Here is a 22791-nt window from a genome sequence, read left to right as displayed (position 1 = left end):
CTTGAAGCCCAACTTGTCGTCGCCTCCAGTAGAGATCGGTTTGAAACTCAGTGATATCGCCCGCCTGGCCGGGGTCTCGGTGACCACCGCCAGCTACGTCATCAATGGCAAGGCCGCCCAGCGGCGCATCAGCGCCGCCACCGTCGAGCGCGTGCTTGCCGTGGTCGAGGAACACGGCTACCAGCCGGACCAGCAGGCCGCCGGCCTGCGCCGCGGGCAGACCCGCACCCTCGGCTTCATCCTCCCGGACCTGGAAAACCCCAGCTACGCCCGCCTCGCCAAGCAACTCGAACAAGGCGCCCGGGCACGCGGCTACCAGTTGCTGATCGCCTGCTCCGACGACGAGCCGGAGACCGAGCGCCAGGTGGTCAACCTGTTCCGCGCGCGCCGCTGCGACGCGCTGATCGTCGCCAGTTGCCTGCCGGCCGGGGATGATACCCATGCCCGGCTGGTCGCCGAAGGCCTGCCGGTGGTGGCCATCGACCGCCAGCTCGACCCGCAGCGCTTCGCCTCGGTGATCAGCGACGACCAGGACGCCGCGCGCCGCCTCACCGAAACCCTGTTGCAACCGGCGCCGCGCCATATCGCCCTGCTCGGCGCGCGGGCGGACCTGATCATCAGCCACGACCGCGCCGCCGGCTTCCGCCAGGCGCTGAAAGACTTCCGCGGCGAGGTCATCGTCGAGCATGCCGAGGTGTTCAGCCGCGAGTGCGGACGCCGCCTGATGGAGCAATTGCTCGAGCGCCTGGGCTACCTGCCCGACGCCCTGGTGACCACTGCCTATGTACTCCTCGAAGGCGTCTTCGATGTGTTCCAGGCGCGCGCCGACGGTTGGCCCGAAGGCTTGCGGGTGGCGACCTTCGGCGACACCCAGTTGCTCGACTTCGTGCCGCTGAAGGTCAACTCGATCTACCAGCAGCACGCGCTGATCGCCGCCAACGCCCTCGAACTGGCGCTCCGCGCGGTCGAGGAGAACGACTACCGGCCGGGCCTGCACGCCGTCCCCCGGCAACTCAAGCTGCGCGACTGAGCCGGCCGCCATGCGCCTGGTCGACACCCACAACCACCTCGACTTCCCGGACTTCGACGCCGACCGCGCCGCGCTGCTGCAACGCAGCCGCGCGCTGGGGGTCGAGCGCCAGGTGGTGCTCGGCGTCTACCGCGAGAACTGGCAACGGGTCTGGGACCTGGCGCAGGCCGAGGATGGCCTGTACGCGGCGCTCGGCCTGCACCCCGTCTACCTGGCGCGGCACCGCCCGCAGCACCTGGACGACCTGCGCCAGTGGCTGCAACGCCTGCGCGGCGAGACGAAGCTCTGCGCGGTCGGCGAGATCGGCCTGGACTACTACCTGGAACACCTCGACCGCGACGCCCAGCAGGCGCTGTTCGAGGCCCAACTGCGGCTGGCCGCGGAATTCCGCCTGCCGGCACTGATCCACGTGCGCCGCGCCCACGCGGCGACCATCGCCACCCTCAAGCGCATCCGCCTGGAGCGCCGTGGCATCATCCATGCCTTCGCCGGCAGCCGCGAGGAAGCCCGCGAGTACCTCAAGCTCGGCTTCCGCCTCGGCCTCGGCGGCGCGCCGACCTGGCCGCAGGCCAACCGCCTGCGCAAGGTGGCGGCGGAGCTGCCGGCCGAGGCCATCGTGCTGGAAACCGATGCGCCGGACATGGCGCCCTCGATGTATCCCGGCCAGCGCAACAGTCCGGAGCACCTGCCGGACATCTGCCGCGCCCTCGCCGAGCTGCGCGGGGTCGACGCCGAGGAACTGGCGGCGAGCAGCAGCCGCAACGCCGCCGAGCTGTTCGGCTGGGACTGATCAAGCGTCGCGCAGGACTTCCGGCGCCAGTTGCGGGTACGTCTCGCGCAACGCCTCCAGGCAGGCCGAAAGCTGCGCCGCTTCCTCCGGCAGGCGCCGGGCGAAGTCGCTCCAGCCTTGCAGACGCAATCGCCGGGGCATCGGCACCAGGCCGCTGATGGCGTCCCAGAAGGCATCCCAGTTGCATCCGTACCACGGCGGCAACGCCAGGGCCTCGCGCAGGCGTTCGTGCAAGCGCGCGGCGCTGTCCACGTCCGCCAGCTCGATGGCCAGGCTCGCCGCCCGGTTCAGTTCCTCGTCCATGGAGCCTCCGCCAGCAATGCGTCGCAACGCTCGCGCACGAACGCGCGCAAGAGGGTCACCGGACGGGTCAACTGAGCGCGGTGGGTACACAAGAGGTTCATCGGCGTCGCTTCGCCCTGCCACTCCGGCAGCAGCAGGCGCAGGCGCCCGGCGCGCACGTCCTCGGCCACGTCCAGCCAGGACTTGTAGACCAGCCCCTTGCCGGCCAGGGCCCAGCGCCGCACCACGTCGGCGTCGTCGCAGACACGGTCGCCGGCGACCGTCAGGGTCAGGCTGCGGCGGCCCCGCTGGAACGCCCAGCGGTCGTGTACCCGGCCGCCGAGTTGGTAGAGCAGGCAATTGTGCTCGCGCAGGTCGTCCGGCTGGCGCGGCTCGCCGCGCTCCGCCAGGTAGCCCGGCGCGGCGCAGAGCACTCGCCGGTTGTCCGGCGCCAGCGGCAGGGCGACCAGGCTGGAGTCGGCCGGTGCGCCGTAGCGGATCGCCACGTCCACCGGTTGCCGGTAGAGATCGGTCACCCGGTCGCCGAGCAGCAGGCGCAGGCTCAGTTGCGGATAGCGCGCCTGGAACTCGTCGAGCCAGGGCAGCAGCAGATTGCGGCCGAAGTCGGAGGGCGCGGAAAGCTGCAGTACCCCGGCGATCTGGTCCTTGCCGCCCTGCAGCAACCGGCGCCCCTCCTCCAGGCTGCGCAACGAGGCGCGGGCATGCAGGAGGAACGCGTCGCCCTCGGGAGTCAGGCGCAGGCTGCGGGTGGAGCGGGCGAACAGGCGTACCTCCAGCTCGCTTTCCAGGCGCTTCAGCGCCGCGCTGGCCACCGCCGGGGAAATCTCCAACTGGCGCGCGGCGGCGGACAACGAGCCGCTGTCGCTGGTGTGGACGAACACCTGGAGGTCGTCGTAACGCAGCATTTTCAAGATTCCTTTGAAAGAGTCTTCCCTGATAGCCTGTTTTTCAGCGATTTGAAATAGCCCATCCTGACTCCACCTCATCGAAGGACTCCACCATGAGCACACCCCTCACCCTGATCGCCACCATCGCCGCCGCCCCCGGCCACGCCGAGGCCCTGGAGCGCGAATTGCGCGCCCTGGTCGCCCCGTCGCGCGCCGAGGCCGGCTGCCTGCAGTACGACCTGCATCAGGACCGCCACGACTCCCACCTGTTCTACATGATCGAGCAGTGGCGCGACGACGCCGCCCTGGAGCGGCACCAGAACACCGAGCACTTCCTGCGCTTCAGCCGCGGCAACGAAGCCCTGCTGCAGAACGTGAAGATCGACCAACTCTATCGCCTCGCCTGAGGCCCGTTTCCCGGAGCCCCCATGAAAGCTGTCGGTTACTACCAGTCCCTGCCCATCGACCATCCCGATGCCCTGCTCGACCTCGAACTACCCGAGCCCACGCCGGGCACGCGCGACCTGCTGGTGGAGGTCCGCGCCATCTCGGTCAACCCGGTGGATACCAAGGTCCGCCAGCGCGCCCAGCCGGAAGCCGGCCAGGCCAAGGTGCTGGGCTGGGACGCGGCGGGCGTGGTGCGCGCGGTCGGCAGCGAGGTCAGCCTGTTCCGTCCTGGCGATCGGGTCTGGTACGCCGGGGACATCACCCGCCCCGGTAGCAACAGCGAGCTGCATCGGGTCGACGAGCGCATTGCCGGGCACCTGCCGAAAAGCCTCGACTTCGCCCAGGCCGCGGCCCTGCCGCTGACCACCATCACTGCTTGGGAACTGCTCTTCGAGCGCTTGCAGATCGCCGAAGGCAAGGCCGACCAGGGCCAGAGCCTGCTGGTGGTCGGTGCCGCCGGCGGGGTCGGTTCGATCCTGGTCCAACTGGCCCGGCAACTGACCGGCCTGAACGTGATCGGCACCGCTTCGCGCGCAGAGACCCAGGCCTGGGTCCGCGACCTCGGCGCGCACCATGTGATCGACCACGGCAAGCCGCTGGCCGAAGAGCTGAAGCGGATCGGCATCGCCGAGGTCAGCCACGTCGCCAGCCTGACCCACACCGACCAGCACCTCGAACAGATCGTCGCCGCGCTGCGCCCGCAAGGCCGCCTGGCGCTGATCGACGACCCGGCGTCGCTGGACATCGGCAAGCTGAAGCAGAAGAGCCTGTCGCTGCACTGGGAGTTCATGTACACCCGCTCGATGTTCCAGACCGACGACATGATCGAGCAGCACCGGCTGCTGGAGCGGGTCGCCGGGCTGATCGACGAAGGCGTGTTGAAGACCACCGTCGGCGAGCATTTCGGCCGCATCGACGCGGCCAACCTGCGCCGCGCCCACGCGCTGCTGGAGAGCGGCCGGGCCAAGGGCAAGATCGTTCTCGAAGGGTTCTGAACGGCAGGACCACGGGGCGCGGCGTTTTCCACCCTACCGCCGTGCCCCTGGCCTTTGCTATCCCGCCTTGCGCACCCTCAGCGCAGTCTCGATCTCGCCAAGGATCGTCGGGTCGTCGATGGTCGATGGCGCCGCGTAGTCCTCGCCATCGGCGATCTTGCGCAGCACTGCGCGGAGGATCTTCCCGGAGCGGGTCTTCGGCAGCCGCTTGACCACCACCACCCGCTGGAAGCAGGCCAGCGCGCCGATCTGTTCGCGGACCAGCGCCACCAGCTCGCGCTGCAGTTGCTCGGCGGCGATCCCGGCATCGTCCTTGAGCACCACCAGGCCCAGCGGCACGTGGCCCTTGAGTTCGTCTCGCACGCCGATCACCGCGCACTCGGCAACCGCCTGGTGCTGCGCCACGCGTTCCTCCATCTCGCCGGTGGAGAGGCGATGCCCGGAAACGTTTATCACGTCGTCGGTGCGCCCCATGATGTAGACGAAGCCGTCCTCGTCGAGATAACCGCCGTCGCCGGTGTGGTAGTAGCCGGGATAGTTGCCCAGGTAGGCCTGCAGGTAGCGCGGGTGGTCGCCCCAGAGGGTCTGCGCGCAGCCCGGCGGCAACGGCAGGGCGATGACGATTGCGCCCTGGCGGTTCGCTCCCAGCGGCCGGCCTTCGTCGTCCAGCACCTGCACGTGGTAGCCGGGCACCGCGCGGTTGGTCGAACCGGCCCGCAGGTCGTGGCCGGCGATCCCGATGCAGGGCGCGGTCACCGGCCAGCCGGTCTCGGTCTGCCACCAATGGTCGTGGACCGGCCGCCCGGTGTGCTCCTCCAGCCAGTGCTGGGTGCTGCTGTCGAGCTTCTCGCCGGCCAGGAACAGGTGGCGCAGCGAACTTAGGTCGTAGCGCTTCACCCGTTCGCCATGCGGGTCTTCCTTGCGGATCGCGCGGATCGCCGTCGGCGCGCAGAACAGGCTGTTCACCCTGTGCTCTTCGATCACCCGCCAGTAGGCGCCGGCGTCCGGCGTACGCACCGGCTTGCCTTCGTAGAACACTGTGGTACAGCCGCACATCAGCGGGCCGTAGACGATCAGCGAGTGGCCGACCACCCAGCCGACGTCGGAGATCCCCCACCAGACGTCGCCGGCCTGCATGCCGTAGATAGTGCGGACCGCGTAGCGCACCGCCACCGCGTGGCCACCGTTGTCGCGGACGATGCCCTTGGGCTTACCGGTGGTGCCCGAGGTGTACATGATGTACAGCGGATCGCCGCTGGCCACCGGCAGCGGATCGGCCGGCTCGGCGGCGGCGAGGCAGTCCTGCCAGTCCAGGTCGCGGCCCGGGTGCAGGCGCGCGAGCGCCTGCGGGCGTTGCCAGACCATGACGTGGGCAGGCTGGTGGATCGCCAGTTCGAGGGCCTTGTCCACCAGCGGCTTGTATTCGATCACCCGGTCGAACTCCAGCCCGCAGGAAGCGGTGAGCACCAGCTTCGGCGTGGCGTCGTCGATGCGCAGGGCCAGTTCGTAGGGAGCGAAGCCACCGAACACCACCGAATGCACCGCGCCCAGGCGCGCGCAAGCGAGCATCGCCATGGCCGCCTGCGGCACCATCGGCATGTAGATGATCACCCGGTCGCCCTTGCCGACCCCGAGGGCCCGCAGGGCGCCGGCCAGGCGCGCCACTTCGTCGCGCAGCCGCAGGTAGCTGTAGCGGTCCTGGGTGCCGGTCACCGGCGAGTCGTAGATCAGCGCGGTCTGTTCGCCGCGCCCCTCCTCGATCTGCCGGTCGAGGGCCAGGTAGGCGCTGTTCAGGCGGCCATCGGCGAACCAGCGATGGGTGCCGTCGGGCAGGCTTTCGAGGATATTCGCGGGCGCCTGGTACCAGGCCAGGGAACGGGCCTGTTCGGCCCAGAACGCGGCCGGCTCGGCGATCGAGCGGGCGTGCTGCTGCAGGTACGTCATGTTCCAGCCCTCTGATTGTTCTTATTAGGGATGAAGCAGTGAGTGAGCTTTGGAGTATGGGCGGGCGCCGGGCACCCGCCATCAACCTTTGGTCGTAGGGGTCAGTCCTTGCCGCGGTAGAGCTTCTGGATGCTGGAGAAGTCCAGCCCGTCGTGCTCGGCATCGGCCTGGGCGTGCAGGCTGAACAGGTTGCGCGCCAGCGCGCCGAGCGGCGTCGAGGCCTGCACCTCCTGGGCGTTGGCCAGCGCCAGGCCGAGGTCCTTGTTCATCAGGCGCACCTGGAAACCGCCGGCATAGCCGTTGCTCGCCGGCGCCTGCGGCATCACCCCCGGCCAGGGGTTGTAGAGGTTCAGCGCCCAGTTGCCGCCGGAACTCTGCTTCATCACCTCGGACAGCACCGCCGGATCGAGGCCGTTCTTCACCCCCAGCGCCAGGGCCTCGGCGGTGCCGGCCATGAGGATGCCGAGGAGCATGTTGTTGCAGATCTTCGCCACCTGACCGGCGCCGTGATCGCCGGCGTGGAAGATGTTCCGGCCCATGTTCTCGAGGATCGGCCGGGCCCGCGCGAAGCCTTCGGCGGGGCCGCCGACGATGAAGCTCAGGGTGCCGGCGCGGGCGCCGCCGACGCCGCCGGAAACCGGCGCGTCGAGCAGGGTCAGGCCCTTCGCCGCGGCGGCCTCGGCGACCTTGCGCGCGGTCTCCGGGGCAATGGTCGAGCAGTCGATCAGCAGGGGCTTGCCGGCGACCCGCGCGAGCAGGCCGTCGTCGCCGAGATACAGGCTTTCCACGTGCTGCCCGGCCGGCAGCATGCTGATCACCACTTCGGCGCCTTCGCAGCACTGCAAGGCGCTATCGGCGCCCTGCGCGCCCTGCTCGACCAGGCTCAGCACGGCCTTGGGCTGCAAGTCGAAGACATTCACCCGGTGGCCGGCCTTGAGCAGGTTGGCGGCCATCGGCCCACCCATGTTGCCCAGGCCGAGGAATGCGATGTCGGTCATCGGTCCGTCTCCCTTTCAGCGCATCTGGATCGAGAAGTTGGTCCCGGCCACGCTGTCGCTGTCGAACCAGCGCGCGGTCACGGTCTTGGTCTCGGTGTAGAAGCGCACGCCCTGCTTGCCGTAGGCGTGCAGGTCGCCGTAGAACGAGCCCTTCCAACCGGTGAAGGAGAAGAACGGCAGCGGTACCGGAATCGGGATGTTGATGCCGACCTGACCGACCTCGATGTGGTGCTGGAAGGTCCGCGCCGCGGCGCCGGAGCTGGTGAAGATCGAGGTGCCGTTGCCGTAGGGGCTTTCGTTGATCAGGCGGATCGCCTGCTCCAGGCTGTCGACCTCGGCCAGGCAGAGCACCGGGCCGAACACCTCTTCGCGGTAGATCGCCATGTCCGGGCGCACCCCGGCGAACAGCGTCGGGCCGACCCAGTTGCCGTCCGGGTATCCCTCGACCTTGTAGCCGCGGCCATCCAGCAGCAGTTGCGCGCCCTCCTCCACGCCCTGGCCGATCAGGCGCTCGATGCGCGCCTTGGCCTGCGGGTTGATCACCGGGCCGTAGCTGGCGCCGCTGTCGTCCCATGGGCCGGGGCGGACCTTGGCCAGCGCGTCGCGGATTTCCGGAATCCACTCGCGGGCGGCCCCCACCAGCACCGCCACCGAGATCGCCATGCAGCGCTGCCCGGCCGCGCCCACCGAGGCACCGACCAGGTTGCTGATGACCTGTGCCTTGTCCGCGTCGGGCATGATCACCATGTGGTTCTTCGCCCCGGCGAAGCTCTGCACGCGCTTATTGTGCGCGGTGCCGGTGTGGTAGACGTACTGGCCGACGGCGACCGAGCCGACGAAGGACACCGCCTTCACCTGCGGGTGCTTGAGCAACTGATCGACCTGTTCCTTGCCGCCATGCACCACCTGCAGCACGCCCTTCGGCGCACCGGCCTCGAGGAACAGCTCGGCGAGCCGCACGCTGGTCAGCGGCACCTGCTCGGAAGGCTTGAGGATGAAGGCGTTGCCGCAGGCGATGGCCAGCGGGAACATCCACAGCGGGATCATCGCTGGGAAGTTGAACGGGGTGATGCCAACGCACACGCCCAGCGGCTGGGTGATGCTGTAGGTGTCGATGTTGCGGGCGACGTTCTCCACCGTCTCGCCCATCAGCAGCGAGGGCACGTTGCAGGCGTGCTCGACCACCTCGATACCGCGCCAGACGTCGCCCTTGGCGTCCTCGAAAGTCTTGCCCAGCTCGCTGGAGACGATCTTCGCCAGTTCGTCGTGGTGTTCCTTGAGCAACGCCTGGTAACGCAGCATCACCCGCGCGCGCTCGGAAACCGGGGTTTCCTTCCAGCTGGCGAAGGTTTCGCGGGCACTGGCCACCGCCTGCTCGATCTGCTCCGCGCTGGCGCAGGCGATCTCCGCCAGGGTGCTGTTGTCGAGGGGATTGCTGACCGGAATGCGCTGGGCGCCGAGACCTTCGACGAAGGCTCCCGCGATGAGGTGGCGGACTGGGACTGACATGAACCCTCCTGCACCGGCCAGGCCGGCTTTTATTGTTGTGGCGGACTGGTACGAGGTCGATTCGGACCTCGCTTTGGCCAAGAAGCTATCACTGGGCGGAAGGTCGCGAGATCGACTAAATTGTGTTGTTCATGGACTATATTGCGGAGCCGGCTACCGACATGTCGCACACCTCCGACTGGCCCCTGCCGGCCGACAGCCTGCGCTTGCCGATCCCGGCGGCGCTGCTGGAGAAACTGGCGGTCCACCCGCTCAGCCGCGACCTCTACCCCACCTCCCTGGGCCACTACCGGCGCGCCCGCGACCACCGCATGAGCCGCGAGCGCCATGACGAGCACCTGCTGATCTATTGCAGCGAAGGCCAGGGCCTGTTGCGCGTGCGCGAGGGCGAGGCCTGGCGCGAATACCGGGTCGGCAGCGGCGACCTGCTCTGGCTGCCGCCGGGCATGGCCCACGACTACGCCGCCGACGACCGCCAACCCTGGACCATCTTTTGGACCCACCTGCGCGGCGACAGCGCCACCTGGCTGCAACACAGCGCCGGCTACCGCGACACCCCGCTGCGCCATTGGGGCCTGCAACACGCCCTGCTCGGCGGCTTCGAGCAACTGCTGGAAGTGCGCCACAGCGGCTACCGCTTCCAGCACTTCCTGCTCGCCGCCAGCCGCCTGCGCAGCCTGCTCTGCCAGCTACCGCTGCTGCGCCCGCTGCGCGAGGGCAGCCTGGACCTCGACGGGCTGCACGCCTACATGCGCGAACACCTGCATGCGCGCCTCGAACTGGAACGCCTGGCGGCCTTCTGCAACCTGTCGAAGTTCCATTTCGTCAGTCGCTACAAGGCGATCACCGGCCGTACGCCTATCCAGCACTTCCTGCACCTGAAGATCGAGTACGCCTGCCAGTTGCTGGACAGCAGCGACCAGAGCGTGGCCCGGGTCGGCCAGGCGGTCGGCTACGACGACAGCTACTACTTCTCGCGCCTGTTCAGCAAGGTCATGGGTTTGTCGCCGAGCGCCTACCGGCAGCGGGTAAGGCAGGGCGAGGGAGGAGCCTGAAGCGCTCTGCGGCGGGGCTGTAAACGAAGCGGCGACCAGTTGTCGGCAAACTGATCCCGGTCAGTGTTTTCCGGGCCGACAGGACTAGACTGAAGCTCCCTTTCCAGCCCCGATGGATGAATCGCCATGAACATCCTCGTCCGCCCGTCGCAAACCCCGAAAGGCCAATGCTGGCAGGTCTGCCTCGACCAGCAGGCCGTCAACTTCCGTAGCGAAAGCGAGGCCCGGCGTTTCGTCGACCGCCTCGAGGCGCGCCTGCGCGCGCCCCATGTGCTGCCCGAACTGAAGCAGCGAACGGCCTGATCCGCGCTCAGGCGGCCTGGCGCTCCAGGCGCCCGGTCTGCCAGGCGAGCAGGGTCGCGACCGCGCCGCAGACGGCGATCACCAGAGTCATGGGGATCGCCGTGCCGTCGTGGAGTACGCCGACCAGCGCCGAAGCGCCCGCCGCCACGCTGAACTGCAGGCTGCCCATCAGCGCCGAGGCGCTGCCGGCGTGCTGTCCCTGTCCGGCCATGGCGCAGGCGGAAGCGTTGGGAATGATGCAGCCGAGGCTGGCCACGCATCCGAACAGCGGAACCAGCAGCGGCCACAGCGTGGCCGGTTGCAGCGAAGCGATGCCCAGCAGGGCCAGGCCGCACGCCAGGTAGCCCCAGATGATCCGCCGCAGCCAGAACGCCGGCCCGCGATAGCGCAGCAGCCGCGCGTTGACCTGTGCCATGACGATGAAGCCCGCGGCATTGCTGCCGAACAGCCAGCCATAGTGCTCGGCGGGAATCCCGTAGAGCTGGATGAACACGTAGGGCGAACCGGCGATGTAGGCGAACATCCCGGCCATCGCCACCCCGCCGGAAAGGCCATAGGCGAGGAACAGGCGGTCGGCGAATAGCCGCCGGTACTGCCCCAGCGCGCCAGACAGCGGCGGTCGCTCGCCGTCGGCCGGGATGGTTTCCGGCAGCCACAACGCCACGCCGAGGCCGGCCAGGGCGGCGAACAGGGTCAGGCAGACGAAGATCGATTGCCAGCCCTGCCAGTCCAGCAGCAGGCCGCCGGCCACGGGGGCGAGGATCGGCGCCAGGCCCATCACCAGCATCAACTGGGAAAACGCCTTGGCGGCGCCGATCGGATCGCACAGGTCGCGCACCACTGCCCGCGAGATGACCATCCCGGCGCAGCCGCCGAGAGCCTGGACGAAGCGCGCGGCGATCAGCCACTCCAGGGTCGGCGCCAGGGCGCAGGCGGCCGAGGCCAGGGTGAAGATACTCACCCCCACCAGCAGCGGCAGGCGCCGGCCATAGCGGTCGGCCACCGGGCCGTAGAGCAACTGGCCGATGGACAGGCCGGCGAAGTAGGCGGCCAGGCTCAGCTGGACGTGCTCGACGTCGGTGGCGAAGGCCTTGGCCAGGGTCGGGAAGCTCGGCAGGTAGAAGTCGATGGCCAGTGGCCCGAAGGCGCTCAGGGCTCCCAGTATCAGCAGGATGCGCAGGTTCATGGATCGCTCGGCACGGGGCGCGTCGGTGGCAGGCAAGGCACTTCCCTGCGGCTCCCGGCAAGCGGGACGACGACGCCTATCATTGAATCGTCTGTGAGGGCGGGCGGCTCCAGGCCTGAAGGCCGGTACTGGCGGGAAGATGCTACGGACAGCCGGGGAGTCGCCGAAAAAGCAGCGCGCAGCATAACACCGAAGACGCCCGCCGATCATGGCCGGAGACCGTGGAACCGCGGAATCCACGGCTCATGAATGAGCAGCATTAGACAAAGGTGGTGTCGAAATACTTCGAGTCCGCCCGAGCGCGGCTAAAATCGGTACACTCCCCGCCCCGTTGCCGAGACCGATTCGACTACCCAGCACAGCATGCGACGCACAAAGGAAGATTCTGAAAAAACCCGTACGGCCATCCTCCTGGCCGCCGAGGAACTGTTCCTGGAAAAGGGCGTGTCCCATACCAGCCTGGAACAGATCGCCAGGGCCGCCGGGGTGCCCCGTGGAGCCGTCTACTGGCACTTCCAGAACAAGGCCCACCTGTTCAACGAGATGCTCAACCAGGTACGCCTGCCGCCGGAGCAACTCACCGAGCGCCTGTCCGGCTGCGATGGCAGCGACCCGCTGCGCTCGCTCTACGACCTCTGCCTGGAGGCCGTGCAATCGTTGCTGACGCAGGAGAAGAAGCGCCGCATCCTGACCATCCTGATGCAACGTTGCGAATTCACCGAGGAACTGCGCGAGGCGCAGGAACGCAACAACGCCTTCGTGCAGATGTTCATCGAACTCTGCGAGCAGTTGTTCGCCCGCGACGAATGCCGTGTGCGGCTGCATCCGGGCATGACCCCGAGGATCGCCTCGCGCGCCTTGCACGCGCTGATCCTGGGCCTGTTCAACGACTGGTTGCGCGACCCGCGCCTGTTCGATCCGGATACGGACGCGGAACACCTGCTGGAGCCGATGTTCCGTGGCCTGGTGCGCGACTGGGGTCAGGCCAGCTCGGCGCCGTAGCCCTCCTCACGGATCGCCTCGAGTACCTGGGCGCTGTCGAGCCGGCTGGCGACCCGGACTTCGCCGGCGCCAAGATCCACCTGGACGTCCGCCGCCGAATCCTTCGCCTGCACCGCATGGGTGATCGCCCGTACGCAGTGGCCGCAGGTCATGCCCTGAACCTTGAAGACTTGCATGGTATTGCCTCCTGTTGGTCATCGATGGGGCGATTTTCGACCTTGACATGGTGTCAAGGTCAATCCTCGAAATATCCGGTAACCGACAAAGCGTCAAGAACGGGTAAAGGCGGAGTAAAGAGGCTTAAACCCTACAAAGCACATGGTTAACATGTTCACCTTGTTCTTCACGAGGTAGAACCATGTCCATCCGCCGCTATTCCCCGTCACAGATCGCCCTGCACTGGCTCAGCGCCGTCGCGGTCCTGCTGATCATCGCCCTGCCCTACGGCGCCGACTTCTTCGCCGGCCTGCTCGGCGGCAAGGGCAACGTCTTCACCCTGCACAAGTCGCTGGGCGTGGCGGTACTCCTGCTGACCCTGACACGCCTGGCGCTGCGCCGCGTCCAGGGTGTCCCGGATACCCTGGAGGGGAACCCGGACTGGCAGCGCGCGGCCGCCAAGGCCGGGCATTTCCTGCTGTACGCGGTGCTGATCGTCATGCCGCTCTCCGGCATGCTCGCCGGCAAGCGTCCGCTGGACCTGTTCTGGCTGGTGCAGATCGGCCCGTTCGACCTGCCGGAAGCCTTCAAGGCGTTCGCCGGCGGCACCCACGTCACCGTCCAGTACCTGCTTTTCGCGCTGATCCTCGGCCACGCCGCCGCGGCCATCTGGCACCACCGCGTGCAGAAGGACGACGTACTGCGCGCCATGCTGCCGCAACGCGGCGCCTGATCCCAGCGACGGACGGGCACGCGGATGCCCGTCCCGACTTGTCCCGGACCCCGGCTTCGGCCAAGCTTTTCCCTACGCCCCCCGCCGCCGAGGCCCGCCATGTTCCCCATCCTTCGCCCGCTGCTCCATACCGCCGCCCTGGCCTGCGCCCTCCCGGCGCTCGCCGCGGACCCGCAACCGGCCAGCGGCGGCTGGGCGCAACCCGACCCGGCGCCGATCGGCTATGCGGTGCTGAACGTTTCCCGCGAGCGGGTCGAGTCCGGCACTGCCTGCGATGTCGGCCTGTACGTCCACGACGAACTGGTCGGCAACCTGCAACCGGGCGCCAGCCTGGCCCTGAACCTGCAACCCGGCGCGGTGGACGTGCGTCTTGCGCCGAACGGTCCTGGCGACGCCTGCCGGAACGGCATGACCATCCTCGCCGGACAGACCCTGACCCTGCGCGCCGGGGAGATCCGCAACCTGCGCATTGCCCTCGGTGCGGGCGGGCTCTACCTGGCGCCGGTGGCGGATGGGTACTGAGGGGTAGCGACTTGCCGTGGGGCATTCGCCATGACTCAGGGCACGAAGGTGGCGTTTCGGCATCGGGTGCACGGGGACTGCCTGGCGGGCCGTGAATGCGTGCACTGGCCCCCAGCTCCCGTCGCTGCCTGCACGGCAGTAAGGGGCAGGCTGCTGCTTAGCTCTTGAGCGGGCGTCGTGGTTGCCGGTCAATCTGCTTGTCGTGCTTGCCTTGGCCTCTTGTTTCGCCTTTCCAGGCGAGTTCCTTCTGCAAGCGTCCAAAAGACTCGCCCTGCCACTCGGAGGGCATGCCAGGAGCCCGATCCGTAGGGCGAATAACCGCTTGCGGTTATCCGCCGGCTCTCCAGGGCATCGGCGGATACCGCCTGTGGCGGTATTCGCCCTACGGGACTATATCGCTCGCGATTTCTTAGCTACACGGCAGTGAGGGGGGGGTCGCTGTTGCTTAGCGCTTGAGCGGGCGTCATGTTTGGTGGTCAAGCTGTTCTTTGTGCCTGCCTTGGTCTCTTGTTTCGCCTTCCCAGGCGAGTTCCTTTTGCAAGCGTCCAAAAGGAACCAAAAGACTCGCCCCGGCATCCGGCCCCAGCCGCTTCTCGGCTGGGGTGCCCTCGCTGCATCGTTGCTCCCGGCGGCACGCCGCCACGGTCCTTCGTGGACCGAGGCGGCTCTCGCGGCATCCTGCCACTCGTCCCCCTCCGCAACGATTCCGCTCGGCCTCCTGACGGGGCGGGTTTGCCGCCCCACCACTTGGAGGGCAAGCCTCACTTCGTGGATGCCAGGAACCCGATCCGTAGGGCGGATACCGCCTATGGCGGCATTCGCCCTACGGGACTACACGGCAATGAACGGCGCAGGCTGGCCGTTCTGCTCTTTCTTGAGTTTCTTAGCTGCCTATACGGCAGTGAACTGCGTCCTGCTGCTGGAGCAGTGTCCCGAACTTTTCTTAGCTGCCTATACGGCAGTGAACCAGCGGGCCGATCAACAGGCCGGACAGCATGCTTTCTTAGCTGCCTATACGGCAGTGAACTACGAGTTCGACGCAACGATGTCGGCCACCCATTTCTTAGCTGCCTATACGGCAGTGAACGAGTTTTCCGGGCCTGAGTACGAACCCATCAATTTCTTAGCTGCCTATACGGCAGTGAACTGCGCGGAACCAGATGCGTTGTGCCAGTTCCATTTCTTAGCTGCCTATACGGCAGTGAACTCGCGTCTCGGTGACGCGCTCGATCACCCACATTTCTTAGCTGCCTATACGGCAGTGAACTAGCCCTGAAAACCTATAACCATTTGAAGGAAAAGGAAATACCGAGTTTTTCCTGCCAGAAACCCTCTTTTTTCGAGGCCTCGTAACTTACTGATTTATAAGGGTGTAAGAAATCGTCCGAAAAAAGGGTCGGAAGCTTCGGGCAATTAGAAGCCGTTTCGCGAGGACCGGGACGGCGATCAACCGTGCCGTTCGAGGGCAAAAGGTCCTGTGATGAGCGATGCCGCAAAGCCCCCGGCCAGGCCGGGGGCGTCGCGCCAGGGAGCGGCGCTACAGGCTCGGGTGGCCCGCCTCGATTTCGGACAAGGCATCGCTGAGCAGCGACAGCAACGCACCGTTGATGTAGGCCAGGGTGCCGCCGGGCTCTTCTTTCTCATCGAGCAAACGGGTCATGGCCAGGATGTTGATTGCCGACCTCAGGCGCACTTTCGCGTTGTCGAACAAGTGCGTGGGGAGTGCATGGGTGTCCACGTACAGGGTCGCGCTACGCGGACACATGTCGGCCTGGGAGGTGGGTAGCAGCGGGACGAAGCGGGGGGACGATTCTGTTACCTCGGGGTTGGACGTATCATTCGGCTTAGCCATGGGTCAGCTCCTTAGTAAGCTGGGTTGTGGTTAGCGGGTCGTAGGTGTTCCACCACCTGCGGCCCGCGTCTTTCCGCCCTCAAAAACAGAGGGCAGTGCCGTTCGTCCTGTCCCTGCGGGATGGATTTGCCGGCCCCTCCATCATCCTCCTACTGGGTTTTTATCCAATTCCCGGGCTTCTGAGAGAGCCTGCGGAAATGTCCGGGGGAGCTGTCCGGCGTTTCTAGGGCCTGTAGGGCGAATACCGCCACAGGCGGTATCCGCCGATACCCCGGATAAGCGGCGGATAACCGCAAGCAGTTATTCACCCTACGGATCAGGGCTTCGGTATGTGGAGGTCTGGCATGCACGAGGTCATCCCCCCCCCTGAAGCGCCCCTCAGCCCAATCGAATCCTTCCGCTCGCCACCAGCACCGCATGCCCGGCGATACTCACTCGCTCGCCCTCCAACCGGCACCACAGCTCGCCGCCGCGCGCCGAGCACTGCTGGGCGGTCAGCGACAGTTTGTTCAAGCGCTGGGCCCAGTAGGGAATCAGGCTGCAATGCGCGGAGCCGGTGACCGGGTCTTCGTCGACGCCCATCGCCGGGGCGAAGAAGCGCGAGACGAAATCCTTCTGCAGGCCCCGCGCGGTGACGATCACTCCACGCCAGGGCAGCCGCGCCAGGGCCGCGAAGTCGGGACGACAGGCGCGCACCGCCTCTTCGGACTCGAGCAGCACCAGCAGCTTGTCGGTGGAGCCCAGCACGTCCACCGGCGGCAGGCCCAGGGCCTGCTCCAGCTCGACGGTGCTACCGACCTCGCTCGGATACTGCGCGGGGAAATCCAGGACCAGCCGCTCGTCCTCGCGGTTGACCCGCAGCGCACCGGAGCGCGAGATGAATTCCAGGCGCTCGCCCGGCTCGTCGTAGACCTCGAACAGTACGTGGGCCGCAGCCAGTGTGGCGTGGCCGCAGAGCGCCACCTCGACGCTCGGGGTGAACCAGCGGATCCGCCAGGCCTCTCCTTCGCGAACGACGAAGGCGGTCTCGGAGAGGTTGTGCTCGGTCGCGATCATCTGCATCAGCTCGTCCGCCAGCCAGGCGTCGAGGCGATAGACCACGGCGGGATTGCCGCTGAACGGGCGGGAAGAAAACGCGTCGACCTGGTGGAACTCGAGCTGCATGGCAGACCTCCTGGGAACGATCGCCACAGCATGCCGCCGCAGGCTCCGGGATGGGCGATACAGTGCGATCTTTTCCGATCGTAACAGTGGGACTTCGCTCTGCCTTCGACCCATTGCCCGAGCGGGCGTTTGCGGCGACCTGCCGGCGTTGTGAAGCCGCCGGCAAAAACGCCGCCTTTTTCCGCGAAACGCCGCTCAGGCCTCGCTGCGCACCCGTCGCACCGCGTTCTGCCAGCCGGCGTAGAGTTCGCCGCGGCGCTCCTCGGCCATGTGTGCGGCGAAGCGGCGCTGCAGGTGCCAGTGGCTGGCGATGTCGTCCAGGTCACGATAGAAGCCGGCCTTCAGCCCGGCCATGTAGGCCACGCCGAGGGCGGTGGTCTCGGTGACTTCCGGGCGCTCCACGGTGACGCCAAGGATGTCGGTGAGGAATTGCATCACCCAGTTGTTCACCACCATCCCGCCGTCCACCCGCAGCGCGCTGGGCGGCGTGCCGTCCTGGCGCATCGCTTCGAGCAGGTCGCGGGTCTGGTAGCAGACCGATTGCAGACCGGCGGTGACGATCTCCTTGATTCCGGTGTCGCGGGTCAGGCCGAAGATCGCGCCGCGCGCCTTCGGGTCCCAGTAGGGCGCGCCGAGGCCGGTAAAGGCCGGCACCAGGTAGACGCCGTTGGAGTCGCCGGCCTGGATCGCCAGGGCTTCGCTCTCGTGGGCGTGGTCGATCAGCTTGATGCCGTCGCGCAGCCATTGCACCGCGGCGCCGGCGACGAAGATGCTGCCCTCCACCGCGTAGCTGACCTTGCCGTCCAGACGGTAGCCGACCGTGGTAAGCAGGCGGTTCTTCGAGGTCACCGGCTGCTCGCCAGTGTTCTGGATCATGAAGCAGCCGGTGCCGTAGGTGCTCTTCACCATGCCCGGCTGGAAGCAGGCCTGGCCGATCAGCGCGGCCTGCTGGTCGCCGGCCATGCCCAACACCGGGATCGCCGCGCCAAGCAGCGACGGCTCGCTGACGCCGAACTCCGCCGCGCAGTCGAGCACCTCCGGCAGCAGGCTGCGCGGGATCTCGAACAGCGCCAGCAATTCCTCGTCCCAGTCCTGGCTGTGGATGTTGAACAGCAGGGTACGCGAAGCGTTGGTCGCGTCGGTGCGATGGGAGCGGCCGCCGGTCAGGCGCCAGAGCAGGAAGCAGTCGACGGTGCCGAAGCGCAGCTCGCCGCGTTCGGCGCGCTGGCGGGCGCCGGGCACGTTGTCGAGGATCCAGCGCAGCTTGGTGGCGGAGAAATACGGATCGATCAGCAGCCCGGTACGCGCGCTGACGTTCGCCTCGTGGCCGGCGGCCTTGAGTTCGGCACAGTAGTCGGCGGTACGACGATCCTGCCAGACGATGGCCGGGTGGATCAGGTCGCCGCTGGCGGCGTCCCAGACCAGCGTGGTCTCGCGCTGGTTGGTGATGCCGATGGCGGCGATGTCGGCCGCGCGCAAGCCCTTGCGGGCGAGCGCGTCGCGACAGACCTGGAGGGTGGTCAGCCAGATTTCCTCGCCGTCGTGCTCCACCCAGCCGTCCTTCGGGAAGTACTGCTTGAATTCCTGCTGGCAGCTCGCCACCGGCAAGCCCTGGGCACTGAACACGATGGCGCGGGAGCTGGTGGTGCCCTGGTCGATGGCGAGGAGATAGTGGGACATGGAAAACCTGACAGATTGAAAAGTAAGACGAATGCCGACCGCTAGGCCGGCGGGATTAGCGGCTCATTCGCGGCCGATGGCGGCGAACGAACCCTGGGTCAACTGGGCCAGCACCTCGGCCGCCAGCTCCACTTCCAGCCCGCGCCGTCCTGCGCTGACATGGATGCTCGGGTACTGCCGCGCGCTTTCATCGATGAAGGTACGCAGGCGCTTCTTCTGCCCCAGCGGGCTGATCCCGCCCACCAGGTAGCCGGTGGCCCGCTGCGCCGCCTGCGGATCGGCCATGTCGGCCTTCTTCGCCCCCGCCACATGGGCCAGGGCCTTCAGGTCGAGACTGCCGATCACCGGCACCACCGCCACCAGCAGCTCGCCCTTCTCCGTGGCGGCGAGCAGCGTCTTGAACACCCGCTGCGGGTCCAGACCGAGCTTTTCCGCGGCCTCCAGGCCATAGGAAGGTGCCTTGGGGTCGTGGCTGTAGCTGAGCACCTTGTGCTCGGCGCGGGCCTTTTTCAGCAGGTCGATGGCAGGGGTCATGGTCACTCCCGGAGAAGAACGTTGGCTGAAAACCGGCGCCTACCTTAAGCCATCGCCGCCCCTGCTGCACGGGCGCCGATGCCGCGGCCCGCGTGCCTCGGTAGCGATATTCGATTGGCCGCGAAAACGAAACCGGAGGGTCGTTTTTCGGACAAACGTTCATCTTCGCGCTTTGACAGCATTCCTTTGTGAATATATTTTTTCGAAACTGAACAATTTTCACGGCTGCCCGCCATAATTACAAGAACAGACAAGAGAGGCCCCATGACCACCGCCGCCCCGACCCCGTCCCTGTTCGGCCAATGCCTGGCCGAGTTCCTCGGCACCGCCCTCCTCATCTTCTTCGGCACCGGTTGCGTCGCGGCCCTGAAGGTCGCCGGCGCCAGCTTCGGCCTGTGGGAAATCAGCATCATCTGGGGGGTCGGCGTGAGCATGGCGATCTACCTCAGCGCCGGCGTCTCCGGCGCCCACCTGAACCCGGCGGTGAGCATCGCGCTGTGGCTGTTCGCCGGCTTCGAGGGGCGCAAGCTGCCGTTCTACATCACCGCCCAGGTGGCCGGTGCGTTCTGCGCCGCAGCGCTGGTCTACACCCTCTACAGCAGCCTGTTCATCGAGTTCGAACAGGCGCAGAACATCGTCCGCGGCAGCCAGGACAGCCTGGCCCTGGCCTCGGTGTTCTCCACCTATCCGCACCCGGCGCTGTCGGTCGGCCAGGCGTTCCTCGTCGAAGTGGTGATCACCGCCATCCTCATGGCGGTGATCATGGCTCTTACCGACGACGGCAACGGCCTGCCGCGCGGTCCGTTGGCGCCGCTGCTGATCGGCCTGCTGATCGCCGTGATCGGCAGCGCCATGGGCCCGCTGACCGGTTTCGCGATGAACCCGGCGCGCGACTTCGGCCCCAAGCTGATGACCTACCTGGCCGGCTGGGGGCCCATCGCCTTCACCGGCGGCCGCGAGATTCCCTACTTCCTGGTGCCGATCTTCGCCCCGATCCTCGGTGCCTGCCTCGGCGCCGGCGGCTATCGTGTACTGATCGCGCGCCATCTGCCGAGCGCCGCGGCGCCCGCCGAAGCCGAGCCGGAGAAGGTTCGCGCTTCCTGACCGCCCGCTCTTTCCTGCCATAGCCACAAGGCCACAGCCATGACCGACAAGCACAACAAGAAATACGTCGTCGCCCTGGACCAGGGCACCACCAGCTCCCGCGCCATCGTCTTCGACCGCGATGCCAACGTGGTCAGCCAGGCCCAGCGCGAGTTCGCCCAGTTCTATCCGCAGGCCGGCTGGGTCGAACACGATCCGATGGAAATCTGGGCCACGCAGAGTTCGACCCTGGTCGAGGCCCTCGCCCAGGCCAGCATCGAGCACGACCAGGTGGCCGCCATCGGCATCACCAACCAGCGCGAGACCACGGTGGTCTGGGACCGTCACAGCGGTCGGCCGATCCACAACGCCATCGTCTGGCAGTGCCGGCGCAGCGCGGCGATCTGCGCGCAGCTCAAGCGCGACGGGCTGGAAGACTACATCCGCGAAACCACCGGTCTGGTCACCGACCCGTACTTTTCCGGGACCAAGCTGAAGTGGATCCTCGACAACGTCGAAGGCGCCCGCGAACGCGCGCGCAACGGCGACCTGTTGTTCGGCACCATCGACACCTGGCTGATCTGGAAGCTCACCGAAGGCAAGGTCCACGTCACCGACTACACCAATGCCTCGCGGACCATGCTGTTCAACATCCACAGCCTCGACTGGGACGCGCGGATGCTCGAGGTGCTCGACATTCCCCGCTCGATGCTGCCCGAGGTGCGCAACTCTTCGGAGGTCTACGGCAACGCCCGGATCGGCGGGGTCGGCGGCGGCGAGCTGCCGATCGCCGGGATCGCCGGCGACCAGCAGGCCGCCCTGTTCGGCCAGATGTGCGTGGAACCGGGCCAGGCGAAGAACACCTACGGCACCGGCTGCTTCCTGCTGATGCACACCGGCGACAAGGCGGTGAAGTCCACCCATGGCCTGCTCACCACCATCGCCTGCGGCCCGCGCGGCGAGGTCGGCTACGCCCTGGAGGGCGCGGTGTTCAACGGCGGCTCCACGGTGCAGTGGTTGCGCGACGAACTGAAGGTGATCAACGACTCCTTCGATTCCGAATACTTCGCCACCAAGGTCAAGGACAGCAACGGCGTCTACCTGGTACCGGCCTTCACCGGACTCGGCGCGCCCTATTGGGACCCCTATGCGCGCGGCGCAGTGTTCGGCCTGACCCGTGGAGTCAAGGCCGACCACCTGATCCGCGCCACCCTGGAATCCATCGCCTATCAGACCCGCGACGTGCTCGACGCCATGCAGCGCGATGCCGGCGAACGCCTGCGCGCCCTGCGCGTCGACGGCGGGGCGGTGGCCAACAACTTCCTCATGCAGTTCCAGGCCGACATCCTCGGCACCCGCGTGGAGCGCCCGGTGATGCGCGAGACCACCGCCCTCGGCGCCGCCTACCTGGCCGGCCTGGCCTGCGGCTTCTGGAGCAGCCTCGACGAGCTGAAGAGCAAGGCGGTGATCGAGCGGGTGTTCGAGCCGGAGTGCGACGAGCCCCGGCGCGAAAAGCTCTATGCCGGCTGGAAAAAAGCGGTGGAGCGCACTCGCGGCTGGGACGACGGCGAACTGTGACGAGCTGGCGCCATTCGTCCGCCGCGATGCGGCGAATGGCGTGTTCCCCGGCGCCGCTCTGGCATGCCCTGGGTAACGTTTGCGCGCGGCGGCCGGGTGCCGCCGCGGCGCGCTCTACGACTCATGCACGGCTGACAACGGCCCCCCGCGTGCGGCATTCTTGGCGACTTTCCAGGGTCCCGGCCCGGCAGCACGAGAACAACCCATGAACCTGCCCCCCCGACAGCAAAGCATCATCGAGGAGGTCCGCGAGCGCGGTTACCTGAGCATCGAGGAGATGGCGCAGATGTTCGCGGTCACCCCGCAGACCATCCGCCGCGACATCAACCAGCTCGCCGAACAGGGACTGCTGCGCCGCTACCACGGCGGTGCGGCCTACGATTCGAGCATCGAGAACACCGCCTACACCATGCGCGCCGACCAGATGCGCGACGAGAAGCAGCGCATCGCCGAAGCCGTGGCCAGCCTGGTGCCGGACAACGCCTCGCTGTTCATCAACATCGGCACCACCACCGAGGCCATCGCCCGCGCCCTGCTCAACCACCGTAACCTGAAGATCATCACCAACAACCTGCACGTGGCCGCCACCCTCAGCGCCAAGGAAGACTTCGAAGTGCTGGTCGCCGGCGGCACCGTACGCAGCGACGGCGGCATCGTCGGCCAGGCCGCGGTGGACTTCATCCAGCAGTTCCGCGTCGACTTCGCCCTGGTCGGCATCAGCGGCATCGACGAGGATGGCAGCCTGCTCGACTTCGACTACCAGGAAGTGCGCGTATCCCAGGCGATCATCGACAACGCGCGGCAAGTGTTCCTGGCCGCCGACTCGAGCAAGTTCGGGCGCAACGCGGTGGTCCGCCTGGGACCGATCTCGCTGGTCAACCGGGTCATCAGCGACAGCCCGCCGCCCGCCGCCATCGCCCGCCTGATGGCACAGCACAAGGTTCACCTGGACCTGGTCTGAGGCATTTCCCCTGCCACGGCGCCGTTCGGCGCCGTGAATGTTCGTTTCAGAAAAACCACCTGCCGCCCCCCGTCCATGC

23 protein-coding genes and 1 CRISPR repeat array are annotated in these 22791 nt (G+C 67.3%); of the genes, 12 read left to right on the top strand and 11 right to left on the bottom strand.

Features of this window, described 5'->3' with window-relative positions; all coding sequences use genetic code 11:
- Positions 1-40: 40 nt before the first annotated feature.
- On the top strand, positions 41-1030 hold the full coding sequence (gene cra, locus VQ067_RS07690) for a catabolite repressor/activator (protein WP_003104372.1): 990 nt from the start codon (positions 41-43) through the stop codon (positions 1028-1030).
- Positions 1031-1040: 10 nt separating this feature from the next.
- Positions 1041-1820: a TatD family hydrolase gene (locus VQ067_RS07685; protein WP_023875019.1), complete on the top strand. Its 780-nt coding sequence runs from the start codon at positions 1041-1043 to the stop codon at positions 1818-1820.
- On the opposite strand, the gene VQ067_RS07680 is transcribed toward VQ067_RS07685, so the two are convergent.
- Positions 1821-2123 carry a barstar family protein gene (locus tag VQ067_RS07680; protein ID WP_003111769.1) on the bottom strand — a complete coding sequence of 101 codons (303 nt, stop codon included), beginning with the start codon at positions 2121-2123 and terminating at the stop codon, positions 1821-1823.
- Positions 2108-3028, bottom strand: coding sequence for a LysR family transcriptional regulator (locus VQ067_RS07675; RefSeq protein WP_003092132.1), 921 nt, complete (start codon positions 3026-3028; stop codon positions 2108-2110). The genes VQ067_RS07680 and VQ067_RS07675 overlap by 16 nt, the downstream gene beginning before the upstream one ends.
- A gap of 95 nt (positions 3029-3123) precedes the next feature.
- On the opposite strand from VQ067_RS07675, the gene VQ067_RS07670 reads away from it, so the two are divergent.
- Together VQ067_RS07670 and VQ067_RS07665 are read left to right on the top strand one after the other, a co-directional pair.
- Positions 3124-3417 carry a putative quinol monooxygenase gene (locus tag VQ067_RS07670; RefSeq protein ID WP_003122161.1) on the top strand — a complete coding sequence of 98 codons (294 nt, stop codon included), beginning with the start codon at positions 3124-3126 and terminating at the stop codon, positions 3415-3417.
- A 21-nt stretch (positions 3418-3438) separates the two neighbouring features.
- Positions 3439-4452 carry a zinc-binding alcohol dehydrogenase family protein gene (locus VQ067_RS07665; protein ID WP_023097307.1) on the top strand — a complete coding sequence of 338 codons (1014 nt, stop codon included), beginning with the start codon at positions 3439-3441 and terminating at the stop codon, positions 4450-4452.
- A 57-nt stretch (positions 4453-4509) separates the two neighbouring features.
- Here VQ067_RS07665 and VQ067_RS07660 read toward each other — a convergent pair whose 3' ends face one another.
- The 3 genes from VQ067_RS07660 to mmsA all read right to left on the bottom strand — a co-directional run bounded on the left by VQ067_RS07660 (position 4510) and on the right by mmsA (position 8903).
- Positions 4510-6396 (bottom strand): propionyl-CoA synthetase, encoded by a 1887-nt coding sequence (locus VQ067_RS07660; protein WP_003111766.1) that lies wholly within the window; start codon positions 6394-6396, stop codon positions 4510-4512.
- A gap of 101 nt (positions 6397-6497) precedes the next feature.
- Positions 6498-7394: a 3-hydroxyisobutyrate dehydrogenase gene (gene mmsB / locus VQ067_RS07655; protein ID WP_033991468.1), complete on the bottom strand. Its 897-nt coding sequence runs from the start codon at positions 7392-7394 to the stop codon at positions 6498-6500.
- Positions 7395-7409: 15 nt separating this feature from the next.
- Complete coding sequence (gene mmsA / locus VQ067_RS07650) at positions 7410-8903, bottom strand: CoA-acylating methylmalonate-semialdehyde dehydrogenase (RefSeq protein ID WP_003092142.1); 1494 nt, start codon at positions 8901-8903, stop codon at positions 7410-7412.
- 131 nt (positions 8904-9034) lie between these two features.
- On the opposite strand from mmsA, the gene mmsR reads away from it, so the two are divergent.
- Entirely contained in the window at positions 9035-9958 is a 924-nt protein-coding gene (mmsR, locus tag VQ067_RS07645) for an MmsAB operon transcriptional regulator MmsR (RefSeq protein WP_003122160.1), read from the top strand.
- 126 nt (positions 9959-10084) lie between these two features.
- The gene (locus tag VQ067_RS07640; protein WP_003104346.1) at positions 10085-10261 is read left to right on the top strand and encodes a hypothetical protein; all 177 of its coding nucleotides are present in this window, start codon (positions 10085-10087) and stop codon (positions 10259-10261) included.
- Positions 10262-10268: 7 nt separating this feature from the next.
- Here the strand turns inward: VQ067_RS07640 and VQ067_RS07635 are convergent, their stop codons facing one another.
- A complete protein-coding gene (locus VQ067_RS07635) occupies positions 10269-11447 on the bottom strand; it encodes a multidrug effflux MFS transporter (RefSeq protein ID WP_023092592.1) in 1179 nt (392 codons plus the stop codon).
- Positions 11448-11810: 363 nt separating this feature from the next.
- Here VQ067_RS07635 and nalD point away from each other — a divergent pair, with 363 nt between their 5' ends.
- Positions 11811-12449, top strand: coding sequence for an efflux system transcriptional repressor NalD (gene nalD / locus VQ067_RS07630; RefSeq protein WP_023127796.1), 639 nt, complete (start codon positions 11811-11813; stop codon positions 12447-12449).
- Here nalD and VQ067_RS07625 read toward each other — a convergent pair.
- On the bottom strand, positions 12428-12625 hold the full coding sequence (locus tag VQ067_RS07625) for a heavy-metal-associated domain-containing protein (protein WP_003111818.1): 198 nt from the start codon (positions 12623-12625) through the stop codon (positions 12428-12430). The two genes, nalD and VQ067_RS07625, sit on opposite strands and share 22 nt — an antisense overlap.
- Positions 12626-12807: 182 nt before the next feature.
- Here VQ067_RS07625 and VQ067_RS07620 point away from each other — a divergent pair, with 182 nt between their 5' ends.
- Positions 12808-13338: a cytochrome b gene (locus VQ067_RS07620; RefSeq protein ID WP_003092155.1), complete on the top strand. Its 531-nt coding sequence runs from the start codon at positions 12808-12810 to the stop codon at positions 13336-13338.
- 99 nt (positions 13339-13437) lie between these two features.
- Positions 13438-13860 carry a hypothetical protein gene (locus VQ067_RS07615; protein ID WP_003092157.1) on the top strand — a complete coding sequence of 141 codons (423 nt, stop codon included), beginning with the start codon at positions 13438-13440 and terminating at the stop codon, positions 13858-13860.
- A gap of 879 nt (positions 13861-14739) precedes the next feature.
- Positions 14740-15127: direct repeats of the CRISPR family, unit length 28 nt; unit sequence TTTCTTAGCTGCCTATACGGCAGTGAAC.
- 270 nt (positions 15128-15397) lie between these two features.
- Here the strand turns inward: VQ067_RS07615 and VQ067_RS07610 are convergent.
- The 4 genes from VQ067_RS07610 to ybaK all read right to left on the bottom strand — a co-directional run bounded on the left by VQ067_RS07610 (position 15398) and on the right by ybaK (position 19090).
- Complete coding sequence (locus VQ067_RS07610) at positions 15398-15712, bottom strand: hypothetical protein (protein ID WP_003113065.1); 315 nt, start codon at positions 15710-15712, stop codon at positions 15398-15400.
- Positions 15713-16090: 378 nt separating this feature from the next.
- On the bottom strand, positions 16091-16876 hold the full coding sequence (locus VQ067_RS07605) for a PhzF family phenazine biosynthesis protein (RefSeq protein WP_003159513.1): 786 nt from the start codon (positions 16874-16876) through the stop codon (positions 16091-16093).
- 195 nt (positions 16877-17071) lie between these two features.
- Positions 17072-18556: a glycerol kinase GlpK gene (gene glpK / locus VQ067_RS07600; RefSeq protein ID WP_003092161.1), complete on the bottom strand. Its 1485-nt coding sequence runs from the start codon at positions 18554-18556 to the stop codon at positions 17072-17074.
- Between the two features lie 63 nt (positions 18557-18619).
- Positions 18620-19090 (bottom strand): Cys-tRNA(Pro) deacylase, encoded by a 471-nt coding sequence (gene ybaK / locus VQ067_RS07595; protein WP_003109719.1) that lies wholly within the window; start codon positions 19088-19090, stop codon positions 18620-18622.
- Positions 19091-19354: 264 nt separating this feature from the next.
- On the opposite strand from ybaK, the gene glpF reads away from it, so the two are divergent.
- From glpF to VQ067_RS07580, 3 genes are all read left to right on the top strand, one after another.
- Positions 19355-20194, top strand: a complete 840-nt coding sequence (glpF, locus tag VQ067_RS07590; RefSeq protein WP_003092166.1) for a glycerol uptake facilitator protein GlpF — start codon at positions 19355-19357, stop codon at positions 20192-20194.
- 39 nt (positions 20195-20233) lie between these two features.
- Positions 20234-21751, top strand: coding sequence for a glycerol kinase GlpK (gene glpK, locus VQ067_RS07585; RefSeq protein ID WP_003092168.1), 1518 nt, complete (start codon positions 20234-20236; stop codon positions 21749-21751).
- A 205-nt stretch (positions 21752-21956) separates the two neighbouring features.
- A complete protein-coding gene (locus tag VQ067_RS07580) occupies positions 21957-22712 on the top strand; it encodes a DeoR/GlpR family transcriptional regulator (RefSeq protein WP_003092173.1) in 756 nt (251 codons plus the stop codon).
- The last annotated feature ends 79 nt before the right edge of the window (positions 22713-22791 follow it).

Origin of the sequence: Pseudomonas sp. KBN12P06040 (assembly GCF_037574965.1) — a bacterium.
GTDB lineage: Bacteria > Pseudomonadota > Gammaproteobacteria > Pseudomonadales > Pseudomonadaceae > Pseudomonas > Pseudomonas aeruginosa.
The sequence above is the reverse complement of the archived record's forward strand: the minus strand, read 5'-3'. Positions and strand labels throughout refer to the sequence as shown.

Coding starts and splice junctions, on each gene's coding strand:
- VQ067_RS07685 (WP_023875019.1), top strand. CDS start 1,041: ATGCGCCTGGTCGACACCCACAACCACCTCGACTTCCCGGACTTCGAC.
- VQ067_RS07680 (WP_003111769.1), bottom strand. CDS start 2,123: ATGGACGAGGAACTGAACCGGGCGGCGAGCCTGGCCATCGAGCTGGCG.
- VQ067_RS07675 (WP_003092132.1), bottom strand. CDS start 3,028: ATGCTGCGTTACGACGACCTCCAGGTGTTCGTCCACACCAGCGACAGC.
- VQ067_RS07670 (WP_003122161.1), top strand. CDS start 3,124: ATGAGCACACCCCTCACCCTGATCGCCACCATCGCCGCCGCCCCCGGC.
- VQ067_RS07665 (WP_023097307.1), top strand. CDS start 3,439: ATGAAAGCTGTCGGTTACTACCAGTCCCTGCCCATCGACCATCCCGAT.
- VQ067_RS07660 (WP_003111766.1), bottom strand. CDS start 6,396: ATGACGTACCTGCAGCAGCACGCCCGCTCGATCGCCGAGCCGGCCGCG.
- mmsB (WP_033991468.1), bottom strand. CDS start 7,394: ATGACCGACATCGCATTCCTCGGCCTGGGCAACATGGGTGGGCCGATG.
- mmsA (WP_003092142.1), bottom strand. CDS start 8,903: ATGTCAGTCCCAGTCCGCCACCTCATCGCGGGAGCCTTCGTCGAAGGT.
- mmsR (WP_003122160.1), top strand. CDS start 9,035: ATGGACTATATTGCGGAGCCGGCTACCGACATGTCGCACACCTCCGAC.
- VQ067_RS07640 (WP_003104346.1), top strand. CDS start 10,085: ATGAACATCCTCGTCCGCCCGTCGCAAACCCCGAAAGGCCAATGCTGG.
- VQ067_RS07635 (WP_023092592.1), bottom strand. CDS start 11,447: ATGAACCTGCGCATCCTGCTGATACTGGGAGCCCTGAGCGCCTTCGGG.
- nalD (WP_023127796.1), top strand. CDS start 11,811: ATGCGACGCACAAAGGAAGATTCTGAAAAAACCCGTACGGCCATCCTC.
- VQ067_RS07625 (WP_003111818.1), bottom strand. CDS start 12,625: ATGCAAGTCTTCAAGGTTCAGGGCATGACCTGCGGCCACTGCGTACGG.
- VQ067_RS07620 (WP_003092155.1), top strand. CDS start 12,808: ATGTCCATCCGCCGCTATTCCCCGTCACAGATCGCCCTGCACTGGCTC.
- VQ067_RS07615 (WP_003092157.1), top strand. CDS start 13,438: ATGTTCCCCATCCTTCGCCCGCTGCTCCATACCGCCGCCCTGGCCTGC.
- VQ067_RS07610 (WP_003113065.1), bottom strand. CDS start 15,712: ATGGCTAAGCCGAATGATACGTCCAACCCCGAGGTAACAGAATCGTCC.
- VQ067_RS07605 (WP_003159513.1), bottom strand. CDS start 16,876: ATGCAGCTCGAGTTCCACCAGGTCGACGCGTTTTCTTCCCGCCCGTTC.
- glpK (WP_003092161.1), bottom strand. CDS start 18,556: ATGTCCCACTATCTCCTCGCCATCGACCAGGGCACCACCAGCTCCCGC.
- ybaK (WP_003109719.1), bottom strand. CDS start 19,090: ATGACCCCTGCCATCGACCTGCTGAAAAAGGCCCGCGCCGAGCACAAG.
- glpF (WP_003092166.1), top strand. CDS start 19,355: ATGACCACCGCCGCCCCGACCCCGTCCCTGTTCGGCCAATGCCTGGCC.
- glpK (WP_003092168.1), top strand. CDS start 20,234: ATGACCGACAAGCACAACAAGAAATACGTCGTCGCCCTGGACCAGGGC.
- VQ067_RS07580 (WP_003092173.1), top strand. CDS start 21,957: ATGAACCTGCCCCCCCGACAGCAAAGCATCATCGAGGAGGTCCGCGAG.